General features: G+C 44.4%; 13 protein-coding genes. 10 read left to right on the top strand and 3 right to left on the bottom strand.

The window, feature by feature from the left end; translation table 11 throughout:
• Window positions 1-72: 72 nt before the first annotated feature.
• Entirely contained in the window at window positions 73-1,095 is a 1,023-nt protein-coding gene (gene pspF / locus MSG38_RS10035) for a phage shock protein operon transcriptional activator (protein WP_248337551.1), read from the bottom strand.
• A 274-nt stretch (window positions 1,096-1,369) separates the two neighbouring features.
• On the opposite strand from pspF, the gene pspA reads away from it, so the two are divergent.
• The 9 genes from pspA (at window position 1,370) to MSG38_RS09990 (ending at window position 10,204) form a co-directional block, all read left to right on the top strand.
• The gene (gene pspA, locus MSG38_RS10030; protein WP_010440091.1) at window positions 1,370-2,041 is read left to right on the top strand and encodes a phage shock protein PspA; all 672 of its coding nucleotides are present in this window, start codon (window positions 1,370-1,372) and stop codon (window positions 2,039-2,041) included.
• Between the two features lie 14 nt (window positions 2,042-2,055).
• The gene (pspB, locus tag MSG38_RS10025) at window positions 2,056-2,289 is read left to right on the top strand and encodes an envelope stress response membrane protein PspB (RefSeq protein WP_004734605.1); all 234 of its coding nucleotides are present in this window, start codon (window positions 2,056-2,058) and stop codon (window positions 2,287-2,289) included.
• Window positions 2,282-2,668 (top strand): envelope stress response membrane protein PspC, encoded by a 387-nt coding sequence (gene pspC / locus MSG38_RS10020; protein WP_029405576.1) that lies wholly within the window; start codon window positions 2,282-2,284, stop codon window positions 2,666-2,668. The genes pspB and pspC overlap by 8 nt, the downstream gene beginning before the upstream one ends.
• Window positions 2,669-2,825: 157 nt before the next feature.
• On the top strand, window positions 2,826-3,860 hold the full coding sequence (locus tag MSG38_RS10015) for an efflux RND transporter periplasmic adaptor subunit (RefSeq protein ID WP_081228758.1): 1,035 nt from the start codon (window positions 2,826-2,828) through the stop codon (window positions 3,858-3,860).
• Window position 3,861: 1 nt separating this feature from the next.
• Window positions 3,862-4,947 carry an efflux RND transporter periplasmic adaptor subunit gene (locus MSG38_RS10010; RefSeq protein WP_248401747.1) on the top strand — a complete coding sequence of 362 codons (1,086 nt, stop codon included), beginning with the start codon at window positions 3,862-3,864 and terminating at the stop codon, window positions 4,945-4,947.
• Window positions 4,940-8,050, top strand: a complete 3,111-nt coding sequence (locus tag MSG38_RS10005) for an efflux RND transporter permease subunit (RefSeq protein ID WP_052879886.1) — start codon at window positions 4,940-4,942, stop codon at window positions 8,048-8,050. The genes MSG38_RS10010 and MSG38_RS10005 overlap by 8 nt, the downstream gene beginning before the upstream one ends.
• A 78-nt stretch (window positions 8,051-8,128) precedes the next feature.
• Window positions 8,129-8,695, top strand: a complete 567-nt coding sequence (locus MSG38_RS10000; protein ID WP_052879887.1) for a DNA-3-methyladenine glycosylase I — start codon at window positions 8,129-8,131, stop codon at window positions 8,693-8,695.
• Between the two features lie 109 nt (window positions 8,696-8,804).
• Window positions 8,805-9,743, top strand: coding sequence for a winged helix-turn-helix domain-containing protein (locus tag MSG38_RS09995; protein WP_248401746.1), 939 nt, complete (start codon window positions 8,805-8,807; stop codon window positions 9,741-9,743).
• A complete protein-coding gene (locus tag MSG38_RS09990) occupies window positions 9,734-10,204 on the top strand; it encodes a hypothetical protein (RefSeq protein ID WP_048614470.1) in 471 nt (156 codons plus the stop codon). Before MSG38_RS09995 ends, MSG38_RS09990 begins: the two co-directional genes overlap by 10 nt.
• Before the next feature lie 85 nt (window positions 10,205-10,289).
• Here MSG38_RS09990 and MSG38_RS09985 read toward each other — a convergent pair whose 3' ends face one another.
• Both MSG38_RS09985 and cls read right to left on the bottom strand, forming a co-directional pair.
• Entirely contained in the window at window positions 10,290-11,474 is a 1,185-nt protein-coding gene (locus MSG38_RS09985; RefSeq protein WP_050645733.1) for a cystathionine beta-lyase, read from the bottom strand.
• A 184-nt stretch (window positions 11,475-11,658) separates the two neighbouring features.
• On the bottom strand, window positions 11,659-13,113 hold the full coding sequence (gene cls / locus MSG38_RS09980; protein WP_052879890.1) for a cardiolipin synthase: 1,455 nt from the start codon (window positions 13,111-13,113) through the stop codon (window positions 11,659-11,661).
• 367 nt (window positions 13,114-13,480) lie between these two features.
• On the opposite strand from cls, the gene MSG38_RS09975 reads away from it, so the two are divergent.
• Window positions 13,481-14,914 carry a sodium-dependent transporter gene (locus tag MSG38_RS09975; protein WP_019824266.1) on the top strand — a complete coding sequence of 478 codons (1,434 nt, stop codon included), beginning with the start codon at window positions 13,481-13,483 and terminating at the stop codon, window positions 14,912-14,914.
• Window positions 14,915-14,925 lie beyond the last annotated feature (11 nt).

The following is a 14,925-nucleotide window of genomic DNA, read 5'->3' as shown; positions in this document are numbered from 1 at the left end:
AGAGGAGCCTCAAGATCCGGACAATTTAACATTTTATTTATTCGGCTCCAAATAATAATCAAGTGTGGACAGCTATTTATCGTTAGCTTGTCCGACAATCGCGTACTTCCTCACCATTCCACGTAATTGGTTGTAGGTTAACCCAAGTAATTCTGCGGCTTGTTTCTGGTTATATTTGCTCTGTTTTAGGGCTTGATTGAGTAGCTTGATGTCTTGTTGTTCTTGCCATGCTTTGTAATCAAGCGGCAAAGAAAACAAGCTCTCTGATGAAGTATGGCTGTTAGACGGCTCATTGCCAGTTTCCGGAGAAGAATCTTGCTCTGTTTTCCATGCGGGCTTAAATGGGTTAAACACCAAATATTCAATAGGATATGGGTCTTTTCCGTGCTGATAGATCGCTCGCTCAATGACGTTTTTGAGCTCTCGTACATTCCCTGGCCAAGAATAATCTAAAAGCGATTCAACGGCAGAAGGGGCAAAGCCAACAAACAACTCCAATTCCAATTCACGACACATCTTAATGGCGTAGTATTCTGCGAGTAGCATGATGTCTTCTTTTCGCTCACGCAAAGGAGGGATAGTAATGACGTCAAACGCCAGTCTATCTAATAGGTCAGCCCTGAATTCGCCCTTTAATGCCATGTCTGGTAAGTCGGCATTGGTTGCACACACCAGTCTTACATTGGCACTTAGCGCCTTTTGCCCACCGACACGTTCATATTGCCCGTATTCAATAACCCGCAATAGCTTCTCTTGAACCGCAAGGGGAGTGGTCGCCAGCTCATCCAGAAACAGTGTACCGCCTTCTGCTCTTTCAAAACGGCCATGATGACGACCTTTCGAACCCGTAAACGACCCTGACTCGTGGCCAAACAGTTCAGAATCAATCAAACCTTCACTGAGGGTTGAGCAGTTCAATGAGATCAAAGGTTGATCCCAACGTCTTGAAAGGTAATGCAGTCTTTGTGCGATCAGCTCTTTACCCGTACCACGCTCACCAATGATCAGAATGGGTCTTTCTATTGGTGCGAGCTGAGATACTTTATCTAACACAGAGAGAAAGCTAGGTGATTCACCAATGAGGTTCTGCTGCATAGCGCGTCCTTGTATGAATTAATCGTTGGAGATAGTCATGTAAGAGTCGTAGTGGTGAAAAATACCAATACTTGGCTAAATTCATCATAGCATGGTTCGGGTTAATCACCATTTTATTGTAAGTAACTGATAATAAATGGCTTAAAAGTTGGCACGCTACTTGGATTACTTATGGTAGGTTTAACAACAAACGTAAATTTTTGAGCAAGTGGATTGATAAAGTCGCACAACGATTTGAAACGCATTTGCCATCATTGTAATTAAGGAGTTCCTCATGGGTATTTTTTCTCGCTTTGCAGACATTGTAAATTCAAACATCAGTGCACTATTAGATAAGGCCGAAGATCCTGAAAAGATGATTCGCCTGATTATCCAAGAAATGGAAGATACGCTGGTTGAGGTTCGCACTAACTCAGCAAAAGCAATCGCAGACAAGAAAGAGCTAGCACGTAAAGTTGAAGCTATCGAAACTCAGATTCTAGATTGGCAAAACAAAGCAACACTCGCACTGACTAAGCAACGTGAAGATCTGGCAAGAGCGGCGCTAATCGAAAAGCAAAAACTGGAAGACATCATCAAGAGCCTTCACACCGAGCAAACTTTGGTTCATGAAACCATCGAAAAGCTAACCAGTGAGATCGGCAAGCTTGAAACCAAAATTGCAGAAACTCGCGCAAAGCAACAAGCATTAATGATTCGTAATAATGCGGCGAGCAATCGTCGTGATGTTCAAAAACACCTGCATTCAAGCAAAACCAACGAAGCAATGGCGAAGTTTGAGCAATTCTCGCGTAAAGTGGATGAATTAGAAGCTGAAGCGGACGTTTACGCTAAGACGGGTAATGCAAAATCTTTAGACCAAGAGTTTGCCGAACTACAAGCTCAAGATGAAATCGAAAAAGAGCTAGCGAAACTGAAGCAACAAGTTGAAAACCGCGATAAATAATCTAGGAGTTGTCTATGTCAACATTTCTAATTGCAGGTCCACTGATTGTCTTTTTAATCTTCGTGGCACCGCTATGGTTATTCTTACATTACCGCAGCAAGAAGAAATCCAGCAATGGTCTTTCTGAAACGGATCTTCAACGTCTGCATAAGCTTTCTGCGCAAGCCGAATCCATGCAAGACCGAGTGAAAACGCTAGAAAAAATACTGGATGCGGAGTCGCCTAACTGGAGACGAAACTATGAGTAGAGAACTGTATCGCGACACGATTAACGGCAAATTGTCTGGTGTGTGTGCAGGGTTAGCGAACTATTTTGGCCTTGAAGTGTGGTTGGTTCGCATCTTAGTTATCTCAGCAGCACTGCTTGGTGGTAGCTTTCTGGTGTTATTAGCGTATTTAGCTTTGACATTTATGCTTGAAAAACAACCACCTCACTATGTTGATGAGATGAAAGCCAAGCAAGAGCACACACTCAAGCAAAAGCCTTGGGAAAAAGGGCAAACGGCAGAGTCGTTACTGGGCACTTTAGAGGGTGATTTCCAGAAGTTAGAGACCAGTGTCCGCAACATGGAAGCTTATGTGACCTCCGACACTTTTAAAGTCGACCGCGCATTTAAGAACATGTAACGATAAGTCTAAAAAAGATTCGATAACGGTTTAGGAAAATTTATTCCAAGCCGTTATTTTTTTTAATAATTTTGTCTAAATAAATCTTACGATAACTGGTAAGTTACATGTGATTAATCTATGTTATAAAAATATTTATAGATATGGATGATCACCAATGTATAGAGCCTCCGTTGTCCTATTGACAGCCTTAGCTGGGTTGTCTGGGTGTGGTAAGGAGCTTCCTCCCGTACCTGAACCTGATTCTAGACCCGCCAAACTCTTCACTGTTTCCGTCGGTAGTAATGCCTTTGAACGTAGCTTTCCAGCCACCACTGAAGCGGGTGACAAAGCCGTACTGGCATTTCGTGTTCCAGGGCTACTTCAGACTATCGATGTCACGTCTGGTCAACAGGTGAGTAAAGGTGAAGGGCTTGCAACGCTCAATCCTGACGAATATCAGCTGTTAGAGAAGCAAGCAAGAGCCAACTTTAAGCTTGCTGACGTTCAATACCAGCGTTCGATTAAACTACGCAAAGACCGAGTCGTATCAGAGCAAGATTTCGACCAAGCGAAAGCCAATCACAACTCTGCTAAAGCGATGCTTAATCAAGCCAAAGCAAACCTTCGCTATACCACTCTTGTTGCGCCTTACGATGGAACGATTTCCATTATTCCGGCTGAAAACCATGAATACATTGCGGCTAAACAAGGCGTGATGAATATTCAAACCAATCAAATTCTTAAAGTCGTCTTCTTATTACCCGACCAACTTATTACGCGCTTTTCATCAGGGTTCGAGACGGATGCAACCATGGTTTTTGATGCGTTTCCTGAAAACTCTTACGTTTTAACCTTCCAAGAAGTGGATACCGAAGCTGACCCGAAAACAGGTTCGTACAAAGTCACCATGGTAATGGAAAGACCAACCGATGTGGGTATTTTGCCCGGTATGTCTGGCTCGGTAAATCTCGTTTCATCGTTAGCGGCGGCCACCAAAATTCCAACGTCAGCAATGATGACCGATGGGGATGATGTCTCTGTATGGCGTGTGAATAGCGACGGCATTGTTGAAAATGTTGCCATTGTCATCGATGAAAAACGCCATATCGTCTCTGGATTGAACGATGGCGATCGCATTGTGACTTCTGGCGTCAATGGTCTTGAGTCGGGCATTAAAGTTCGAGAGTGGATCAAGGAAAGGGGGCTATAACATGAAAACACTTAAAGTGGCCGCTGGCCTGTCGTGTTTAGCCTTACTGACGGCTTGTGAAGATAAGCAAGCTGTAGAAGTGAATAACACGCCCTTGGTTAAAGCTATCGAGATTTCAGTCATCGATTTTAGCGACAAACTCTATTTCCCTGCGGTAGCAAACGCTGCTGAGAAGGCTCACCTCAGTTTCCGAGTTGCGGGTGAAATCTTCAAGCTAGATGTGAAGGAAGGTGAACGAGTTGCCAAAGGGGATATCATTGCCGAGCTTGACCCAACCGATTATCAATTGGATGTGGACAATGCTCAAGCTCGTTACACGGTAATCAATAGTCAATACCGACGTTCGAGCCCGCTAGTGAAGAAAGGCTTATTGGCTAAGTCGCAATTCGACGAAATTGCCGCTCAACGCCAGATTGCTTATGCCGAGTTGGAACTTGCAAAACTGCGCTTATCGTTCACCATGCTTCGTGCTCCTGTTGATGGGATTATTTCTCGTGTCAGTGTCGACCAATATGAAAATATTCAGGTAGGCCAACAAGTAGTGAACATCCACAGTGTCGAAGATGTTGAAGTCGTTATTCAGTTGCCTGACCAAATCTACGTAAACCAACCGAGTGAACAACTGTTATCGAACGTTGAGGCAGTGGTTAGAGTGCCAAGTGGCAATGAATACTCGGCAGGTATTAAGGAGTTCACCACTGAACCGGATCCAAGTACGGGCACATTTACGGTGACGCTTGCTTTGCCTATGCCTGAAGATGACTTGATTCTGGATGGTATGGCGGTTGAGGTGACGTCAAATGGGCGAGAAATCGGCTTAGAGCTAAAAGCCGGTGTGTTGATTCCAATTGAAGCGGTATTTAATGCTGATGGCGATGATTTAACGCGTCAGAACTCTTATGTGTGGGTGCTCAATGACGACAATACTGTCTCGAAACAGCAAGTCGTATTAGGAAAAGCAAATCAGAAAACATTACAGATCATGAAAGGATTGGAAATGGGGCAGCATGTCGTTGTTGCAGGCGTATCGCGATTGCGAGATGGGATGACAGTGGAAGTATTGTCTCAGGAGACGAACAATGAGTGAAGTAAATAACAAGCCCCAAAATGACGATCAACAGGGTGATGATCAGATCACAGGTGTTGCTTCTTACTTTATACGTAACAAAGTTATTAGCTGGATGCTATCTCTGATCTTTCTTATTGGTGGTGTTTCTGCATTCTTCGGTTTGGGGCGTTTAGAAGATCCTGCCTTTACCATCAAAGATGCAATGGTCGTGACTTCATACCCGGGGGCAACGCCTCAACAGGTGGAAGAAGAAGTTACTTACCCTTTAGAGAAAGCGATTCAACAACTTACCTATGTCGACGAAGTGAACTCTATCTCTAGCCGTGGCCTGTCTCAGGTAACGGTAACGATGAAGAATAACTATGGTCCGGACGATCTTCCGCAAATCTGGGATGAACTTCGTCGAAAAGTGAATGATCTTAAGGTTGAACTGCCACCTGGGGTCAATGATCCACAAGTCATCGATGACTTCGGTGACGTTTATGGGATTTTGCTTGCGGTGACAGGTGATGGTTATAGCTATAAAGAGCTGCTGGATTACATTGATTACCTAAGGCGAGAGCTGGAGCTGGTTGATGGGGTTAGTAAAGTCTCCGTTTCCGGCCAACAACAAGAGCAAGTGTTCATTGAGATATCGATGAAACGGATAAGCTCTCTAGGTTTGTCTCCAAGCACGGTATTTAACCTTTTGTCGACTCAAAACATTGTATCAAGTGCTGGCGCGGTCAGAATTGGCGATGAATACATTCGAATCCATCCAACGGGTGAGTTCCAGAATGTTGAACAGCTTGGTGATTTGATTCTGACAGAAGGCGGCGCTCAAGGGCTTATCTATCTAAAAGATGTCGCTGATGTAACTCGTGGTTATGTTGAAGTTCCAAGTAATATCATTGGATATAACGGCAAGCTCGCACTCAACCTTGGTGTCTCTTTTGCGCAAGGCGTAAATGTGGTTGCCGTGGGTGAAGCGTTTGACCGACGACTTGCTGAACTTAAATACCAACAACCCGTCGGTATCGACATTTCAGAGGTTTATAACCAACCTAAAGAGGTGAACAAGTCGGTAAGCGGATTTGTGGTGAGTTTAGGGCAGGCGGTTGCGATCGTAATCGTGGTGTTACTGTTCTTCATGGGACTACGGTCGGGACTGTTGATTGGCTTGATATTGTTGTTGACCGTTTTTGGTACCTTCATTTTCATGCAGTACTTCAAAATCGATCTTCAACGTATTTCACTGGGCGCGTTGGTTATTGCCTTGGGGATGCTGGTGGATAATGCCATTGTGGTGGTGGAGGGGATATTGATCGGTACGCAGAAGGGACGAACCCGGATGCAGGCCGCCACTGATATCGTGACCCAAACCAAATGGCCACTGCTTGGAGCAACGGTGATTGCGGTCACCGCGTTTGCTCCAATTGGTTTGTCTGAAGATTCAACGGGCGAATACTGTGGCACCTTGTTTACGGTGCTATTGATTTCATTGATGCTGAGTTGGTTTACTGCTATCTCGATCACGCCGTTTTTTGCAGATATCTTCTTCAGAGGACAGAAGGTTGATCCCAATAATGAAGGCAAAGACCCATACAACGGGATGGTTTTTGTTATCTATAAAAACTTCCTTGAGTTCTGTATGAAACGCGCGTGGCTAACCATGATCGTTCTGGTGATTGGTTTAGGTGCGAGTGTGTACGGTTTTGGTTTCGTTAAGCAAGCCTTCTTCCCGTCTTCAACCACACCTATGTTCCAAGTGGATGTGTGGATGCCGGAAGGTACCGATATTCGAGCGACCAATACCAAGCTTAAAGTGCTTGAAAGTTGGCTAGCAGAGCAGGACGAAGTTGAACATATCACGACAACGGCGGGTAAAGGCCTGCAACGTTTCATGCTGACTTATGCGCCAGAGAAAAGTTATAGTGCTTACGGCGAGATAACGGTTCGTGTGAAGAGCTACGAAGTACTTGAAGGGCTAATGAAACGCTTCCGTGATCATGTAAATGGTCAGTTCCCAGAGATCGACTACAAGCTTAAACAGATCGAATTAGGTCCTGGTGGCGGTGCGAAAATTGAAGCGCGAATTGTGGGTTCTGATCCAACGGTTTTACGTTCAATCGCTGCTCAAGTGATGGACATTATGCGAGCTGATGAAGGCGCGTTTAACGTTCGTCACGATTGGCGTGAAAGAACTAAGGTATTAGAGCCTCAGTTCAATGAAAGCCAAGCGCGTCGTTATGGTATTACCAAATCTGACGTTGATGACTTCCTTGCAATGTCTTTCTCTGGTAAGTCGATTGGTGTGTATCGTGATGGTACTACGCTGATGCCTATTGTGGCTCGTTTACCTGAAGATGAGCGAATTGATATTCGCAACATCGAAGGTATGAAGATTTGGAGTCCGGCATTAAGCGAATACATTCCGTTGCAGCAAGTGACGCTTGGCTACGAATTAGAATGGGAAGATCCACTTATCATCCGTAAGAACCGTAAGCGCATGCTGACGGTAATGGCCGACAACGACCTATTGGGTGAAGAAACGGCTTCGACGTTACAGAAACGCTTACAGCCACAAATCGAAGCGATTGAGATGCCACCAGGTTATTCGTTGGAGTGGGGTGGTGAATATGAGTCATCTGCTGATGCACAAGCGTCACTGTTTACCACTATGCCGATGGGTTACCTGTTCATGTTCTTGATTACCGTGTTCTTGTTCAACTCGGTCAAAGAGCCGCTGATTGTTTGGCTAACGGTTCCATTAGCGCTAATCGGGGTAACGACAGGCTTATTAGCCTTGAATACACCATTTGGGTTTATGGCATTGCTAGGCTTCTTGAGTTTATCCGGGATGCTACTTAAAAACGGTATCGTATTGCTTGATCAAATTGAGATTGAAATGAAATCAGGTAAAGACCCTTATGTTGCGGTAGTTGATGCAGCATTGAGTCGTGTTCGCCCAGTATGTATGGCAGCGATTACAACGATTCTAGGTATGATCCCGTTACTGCCTGATATCTTCTTCAAGCCGATGGCGGTAACCATTATGTTTGGTTTAGGCTTTGCTACTGTACTCACGCTAATCGTAGTACCTGTGCTGTACCGTTTATTCCATAAAATTGAAGTGGCTTAACGTCAACTGACCTTTGAAATAATGCCCCTAATTGGGGCATTATTTTTATATACCGATTGATAAAAAGAGAATACAAAAATGGACGTAAATACATCAGATAGAACGTGTGCATGGGCGCTTAAACATGAGCTTGAAAGGGAGTACCACGACGCAGAGTGGGGCGTGCCTGTTTATGATGACCAAGTTCTGTTTGAGTTCATTACTTTAGAAGGCGCTCAGGCGGGCCTGAGTTGGATTACGATCCTGAAAAAGCGTGAAGGGTATCGTGCCGCGTTCGATAATTACGATCTGAACAAGCTAGCTGAGTTGAATGAAGACAATGTGCCGCACATCATTGAAAACTTCGATGTGGTTAAACACAAGGGCAAGATTGCTTCGGTATACAACAATGCACGAGCAACGCTTGAATTACAGAAAGAGTTCGGCTCTCTTTCTAATGCCTTATGGCAATTTGTCGATAACGAGGTGATCGTGAATCAATGGATTGAGATGTCTCAAGTTCCCGCTTCTACCGAGCAATCTAAAGCGATGAGTAAGTTTTTGAAGAAGAGAGGTTTTAAGTTTGTAGGGGAAACAATCTGTTACGCGTTCATGCAAGCGACAGGCATGGTTAATGACCATACCGTAGGTTGTCCGCACAAATAAAAGTGTTATTTATCGTCGAAAAATAATTGCGTTAATATAGGAAAATTTACTGGTCATTTATAAACTATTCAATATCATATGCGACCAAATTCAAACCTAGAAGACGATAGTGAAACAACAAAGCTACCAAATCTGTGATGCTCTTTATGATCCCTTGCTTAGGCAGTTTGTGCGTGAAGATGGCCACGTAGAAACTATCGCGCCGATAGAAGGTAAGGTGTTTCTGTTCTTACTTGAAAATGCTGGTGAGTGTGTTGAACGAGGCCTGATATTTGATAGGTGCTGGGGTAATGTGATTGTCTCAGAGCAAGCGCTCACTAACGTGATATCTAAGATTAGAAAAACGCTATCACGAGTGACTTGTGGCTGTGCGACGATTCGCACGGTCAGTAAAACGGGCTATTCACTTGAAATCGATGAGTCGATAAAGCCTAGCAAAACTAAAACTGTGCCTTCTCAAGTGACTGCAAAGGCATCTAAATCAAACTCTTCGCCTGTCGAGCCAGAAGTGTTGGCTGCGACTGAAATCTCTACAGACGTTAATACTGCAACGGTCACTGATTCCGATCTTAAGACGTCTTCCAACCAAGAACTGAACTCAGCTGAATTAGAACCTTCAAATTCAAAAAGTAATACGCACCTCGTTAAAGCGGGCTATTTAGTCGCATTGATTTGTGTCGTCGTAACGGCGTTCAACCTTTTCCAAACCTATTATACGCCACTGCCTTATTTTATTGATAAAGCCGAATATCGCGACAGCTACACAGATAATACCAATCACTACTTTTTCCATATTGCGCATAATGAATCCTATTCGTTGCCTGCGATCACTCAAAAGCTAACAGATGCGATACCTAGCCACTGCAACGTTGATGTTTTTGTCCGTATCTATCCGTCTGTAGACCAACCTGAAAATGATACGTTATACATGTTGGTTCAAAAGAAGGATGGCGAAGCGTTGAATTACAGCGCTTCTATTTTCAATGTCGCGTCGTCTTTTGATTCGTTTGCTCAGTACATAGAAAAGAGGAGTTACTTTTGCGACTAATTGGCTTACTCATTCTTTGTGCAATCGCCGCTTCGAGCTTCTTGTTAGAGCAAAATGAATTAGCAGGCACTCGATGGCACTGTAAAACGATCAAAACGGATTTCTTATCTCAGGCATTCCAACCATACCAAGCACTGTACGAGCGCATAAGCCTTACTTTTCAGTCTGACCATACTTTTAGCATTAGAGAGTTTGTGACGATTACTGAACAAGACGGTAACGAGAGTACGATGGAAAACCTTTATTCCGGCTACTACGGGCTGGATGGAAACAATCTGTCGATGAGCATTCTAGATGTGAGAACGGCAACGCCTTTTCATGATCCTGTTATTAATCAGGATTACAGTGAGTATAAAGGGGTGACGATTGACTACGCTATTGCAGTGAAGGATCAGTCTTTGTATATGTTCAATGAACATCGAACGGAAATATTCAATTGGGCCTGTTTTAACGTTCAGTAGCTTTTTAAAGCTATGTGTCTAATACGCTAATCTGAAAAAGGCAGGAATATCCTGCCTTTTTGGTCTGAGTCTGTTAACGCTTTAATCAAACGAGGGCGTTATAACGCTCTAATCCCGCTTCTAGGTCTGCAATCAGATCATCAACGTCTTCTAAGCCGATATGAACGCGAATCAAGGTACCTTCGAAGTTCGGATTCGCTACTGTTCTTAGGCTATCAAAGCTGTTCGGTTCGTTTGCTAGAATCAAGCTCTCAAAGCCGCCCCATGAGTAACCCATACTAAAGTGCGTCATACCATCAAGCAGCGCTGTGGTCGCTTTTGTATTTGAGTTTTTCAGCACGAAAGAGAACAAGCCATTACCGCCGGTGAAATCTCGCTTAAAGAACTCATGGCCTGGGCAAGTCTCAAGTGCAGGGTGACGAACATGGTCAACCTCAGGGCGAGTCTCTAACCATTTTGCGACTTTCAAGCTGCTCTCTGCGTGTTGGCGTAGGCGAACATCAAGAGTACGAATACCACGTAGGCCGAGGTAAGCGTCATCTGGCGAAACACATTGTCCCATCAGGTAGCTCTGTTCTCTTAACTGGTCCCAACATTTTTCATTGGCTACCGCTGTCCCTAACATTACATCAGAGTGACCAACGATGTACTTAGTTGCTGCTTGGATAGAGATATCAACACCGAATTCAAACGGTGAGAAGTTAACACCGGCTGCCCATGTGTTGTCTAACATAACGATGATGTCATGTTCATGAGCAATACGCGCAAGCGTTGGAATGTCTTGAACTTCCATGGTGACTGAACCCGGAGATTCGGTAAACAGAACCTTAGTGTTTGGCTTAATAAGGTCTTGGATGCCTTCACCAATCGTTGGTTCGTAGTAAGTCGTCTCGACTCCCATCTTCTTCATGATGGTGTCACAGAAATCACGAGTCGGTTCGTAACAGGTGTCGACCATCAGAATATGGTCGCCTGTTTCTACGAAAGAGAGGATGGCATTAGAAATCGCTGCCGTACCACAAGGGTAGAGTGCACAGCCAGCGCCGCCTTCCACTTCGACCATAGCATCTTGGAAGGCAAAATGAGTGTTGGTTCCACGACGTCCGTAAAAAAGCGTTTTGTTAGCGCGATTAATCGTAGCCTTGCGCTTTTCTTCTACTGAGTTGAACACGACAGTTGAAGCGCGCTGTACTGGTGGGTTAACGACACCATTGGTCCACTTCTTATCACGACCTGCAGTGATCAGCTTAGTGGTTTTGTTCTCGGACATGCTGTGAATTCCTTATCAATCGGTTATGTCCTATTTAAAACATGCCAATAGCCTTCAAAGCAAGAGTGAAGCGGGAGTTTTTATGCTTTTCTTTCTCTTTTTAACCTTTCACGTCGCTTATCGTGAAAGGTTAAAAAATCAGATAGGCAGTGAGAGATGAGTCGGCATGGATCCATTGATTGGATTACAGCAGTGGATTGAACAGATAGAACAACCTTTCGAAGAAGCGGTTACGCAGATTTCTCTGCTCCCACTGTTCGAGTTCTACTGGGTGTGATGACTCGATGTAAGATTGCTGAAGTTCAGATAGCTGCTGAGTGAAGTGCACATCGTCAACGGCTAGCGTCACTTCGAAATTAAGCCATAAGCTGCGCATGTCGATATTGACCGTTCCGATCAAACAGAATTCTTCATCAATCACTACTGATTTGGTGTGAAGAAGCCCACCGTAAAACTCGTAAATCTTCACGCCAGCTTCAAGTAACTCCGTATAGAAAGCGCGCGAAGCCCACTTAACCATCAATGAATCGTTGTTGTGTGGGATGATCAGTTCTACGTTTACACCACGTTGCGCTGTCATTTTGAGTGTTTCTAATAAATCGGCACTCGGTACAAAGTAGGGTGTTGTGATACGAACTGAATGGTTTGCCTGATTAATCGCAATGGTCAGAACTTGTAGGATCAAATATTCCGGCATGCCCGGGCCTGATGGTACTACCTGAACAGGGTGATGCGTCATTACCTCTTCAACCGGACACTCTGGTAAATCAGGAAGGATGCGTTCACCTGTTTCCACTTCCCAATCCCAACCATGAATGGCCGACAGCACATTAACGGTCGGGCCAGTTACTCGAACCATTACGTCAATCCACTGACCCACACCTGAACTCTGTTTGAAGTGAGCAGGATCAACCATGTTCATTGAACCGGTATAAGCAATGGTTTCATCAATCACGATGATCTTACGGTGCTGCCGTAGATCTAATCGGCGTAAGAAAATACGCCAAGGGCTAACCTCTAGTGCTTGTATAACTTGCACACCGGCATCTTTCATCATTGAACGCCAGTGGCTTTTAAAAAAGCGAGGGCTACCTGCAGAATCCAGCAAGACTTTAACATCTACACCACGTTTCGCCGCTCGAATAAGTGCGGAAGCCACCGAATCGGTTAAGCCTCCAGGGTGCCAAATATAGAAAACCATCTTGATACTGGTTTGGGCGTTTTCTATATCTTCAATAATTGCGTGTAAGATCTCATTGGGAGACGCTTGCAGTGAAAGTGTGTTTCCGCTGAGTGCAGGAATGCCCATTCGATTATTACAAAGTTCATCGATCTTGTGGATAGGGGAGCCAACCTTTCCTGGCAGGTGGAGCTGGCAATCATCGAGTTTTCGGAACCAATCACCAAATGGAGTAAACATGCGGTGAGCCCGCTCAGCCCTCTTTCTACCTAGGTTTAGCTCTCCAAAAAGGAAGTAACAAGCGACACCTACAATTGGGATAATGTAGATAACCATCAACCACGCGAGAGAAACGCTGACAGAGCGTCGTTTTAGTACGACACGGAAAGTCACACCGGCTACAAGCACCCAGTACAAAGCGACAGAGGCTAAAGTTAAAAAATGGTAGAGCTTTTCCACATTGAATACTCGAAAAAAGAGACACTTAGATAATAATGCTATTTTGCGGATATGGGAATTTAAGGAATCAACTATTTACAAATTAGAGCTAAAGCTGTAAACAGGTTATAGTTGTTAAGTTTTGGTTAACTTAAGACGAAAACGATTGTTTTGTATGAAAAGGCGGCATTTAACCATAAAAATTTACATTGGTAACGAAATATGTACGGTTCGGGCTTCCAATTTTATTCTTAAACTGGTTTACTTGCCAGATAACGAGCGTCAATCAAATCTTTTAGGTGTGTAAATTTTTTTATACGCCTTATCTTTTAAAGACGCCACCCAAAGCAAAACACAACATCACATAACACAAAAGTTTGGAGTACACGTGGCTACTAGTAATACAACCACAACACCCCGCGATACCTGGGGTTCGAAGTTAGGATTCGTAATGGCTGCAGCAGGTTCTGCTGTTGGTCTAGGTAACATTTGGAAATTCCCTTACACAGCAGGCGAAAGTGGCGGCGGTGCATTCGTTGCAATTTACCTGTTTTTTGTAATCTTCATCGGTTTCAGTGTAATGCTGACTGAATTTGCGATTGGCCGTCATACGCAAAAATCAGCAGTAGGTGCATTCAAAACAACTGACCGTCGTTGGACGTTCGCTGGTGTTATCGGCGTAGTCAGTGGTCTACTTATCATGGGTTTCTACCCTGTAGTAGGTGGCTGGTCTATCGCATACATCGGTAAGATTGCTGGTGGTCTGCTAGACGCACCTGAAGCAATCGGTGACAGCTTCGGTGGCTTTATCTCAAACCCAGTTCAACCACTTATGTGGATGGGCCTATACCTACTACTTAACATTGTTATTGTTATGAAGGGTATCTCTGGTGGTATTGAGAAAGCGGGTAAGATCCTGATGCCACTTCTTTTCATTATCCTTATCGTGGTATCAATCAAAGGCATCATGCTTCCGGGCGCGATGGCTGGTCTTGAATTCCTATTCAGCCCTGATTTCTCTAAAGTAGACAGCGGTGTAATCCTAGCTGCACTAGGTCAAGCATTCTTCTCACTATCTCTTGGTATGGGTTGTATGTTGACTTACGGTTCTTACCTTAAGAAGAAAGAGAACCTAGTTCAAACTACGGCTATGGTTACGGCTATGGATACAGGTGTTGCTATCCTAGCTGGTGTTGCAATGTTCCCTGCAATGTTCGCATTCGGTATGGAACCTGCGGCTGGTCCTGGTCTAGTATTCGTTGTTGTTCCTCAGCTATTTGCTGAAATGGGCGGCGTAGTTGGTCTTCTATTCGCTCTAATGTTCTTCGTTGGTCTAAGTGTTGCGGCACTGACTTCTTCAGTATCTCTACTAGAAGTTGTGGTTTCTTACCTAATCGATGAGAAAGGCATGAAGCGTGTGACTGCAGTACTGTCTGCAAGTGTAGTAATGGCGATTCTATGTATCTTCGCTTCTCTATCACTTGGTGGCTTCGGTCCTACACTGTTCGGTACTGGCGCATTCGATATCTTCGACCTACTAACTGATAAGATCTTCCTAGCCGTTGGCGGTATGTTGGTATGTATCTTCGCTGGTTGGAGACTAAACCGTGCTGACCTTGAGAAAGAAATCACTAACGACGGTGAAGTATCTTTCCCTCTATTCGGTCTATGGTACACACTAGTTAAGTACATCATCCCAGTAGCTATCGCTATCGTAGCGTTCATGGGTATCTCTTCTGGCTTCGACAGCGGTAAAGGTGCAATCATGCTACTAGGTATTGGTATCATTGCTGGCTCTGCGGTCATCTCTAAGAAGCTATAGTTCTAAGAAAC

Source organism: Vibrio sp. 1CM24A (assembly GCF_023161725.1).
GTDB lineage: Bacteria > Pseudomonadota > Gammaproteobacteria > Enterobacterales > Vibrionaceae > Vibrio > Vibrio coralliirubri.
Note: the sequence above shows the minus strand (reverse complement) of the source record. Positions and strands in the feature narration are given on the sequence as shown.

Coding starts and splice junctions, on each gene's coding strand:
- MSG38_RS10015 (WP_081228758.1), top strand. CDS start 2,826: ATGTATAGAGCCTCCGTTGTCCTATTGACAGCCTTAGCTGGGTTGTCT.
- MSG38_RS10000 (WP_052879887.1), top strand. CDS start 8,129: ATGGACGTAAATACATCAGATAGAACGTGTGCATGGGCGCTTAAACAT.
- pspB (WP_004734605.1), top strand. CDS start 2,056: ATGTCAACATTTCTAATTGCAGGTCCACTGATTGTCTTTTTAATCTTC.
- MSG38_RS09985 (WP_050645733.1), bottom strand. CDS start 11,474: ATGTCCGAGAACAAAACCACTAAGCTGATCACTGCAGGTCGTGATAAG.
- pspF (WP_248337551.1), bottom strand. CDS start 1,095: ATGCAGCAGAACCTCATTGGTGAATCACCTAGCTTTCTCTCTGTGTTA.
- MSG38_RS10005 (WP_052879886.1), top strand. CDS start 4,940: ATGAGTGAAGTAAATAACAAGCCCCAAAATGACGATCAACAGGGTGAT.
- MSG38_RS10010 (WP_248401747.1), top strand. CDS start 3,862: ATGAAAACACTTAAAGTGGCCGCTGGCCTGTCGTGTTTAGCCTTACTG.
- pspC (WP_029405576.1), top strand. CDS start 2,282: ATGAGTAGAGAACTGTATCGCGACACGATTAACGGCAAATTGTCTGGT.
- pspA (WP_010440091.1), top strand. CDS start 1,370: ATGGGTATTTTTTCTCGCTTTGCAGACATTGTAAATTCAAACATCAGT.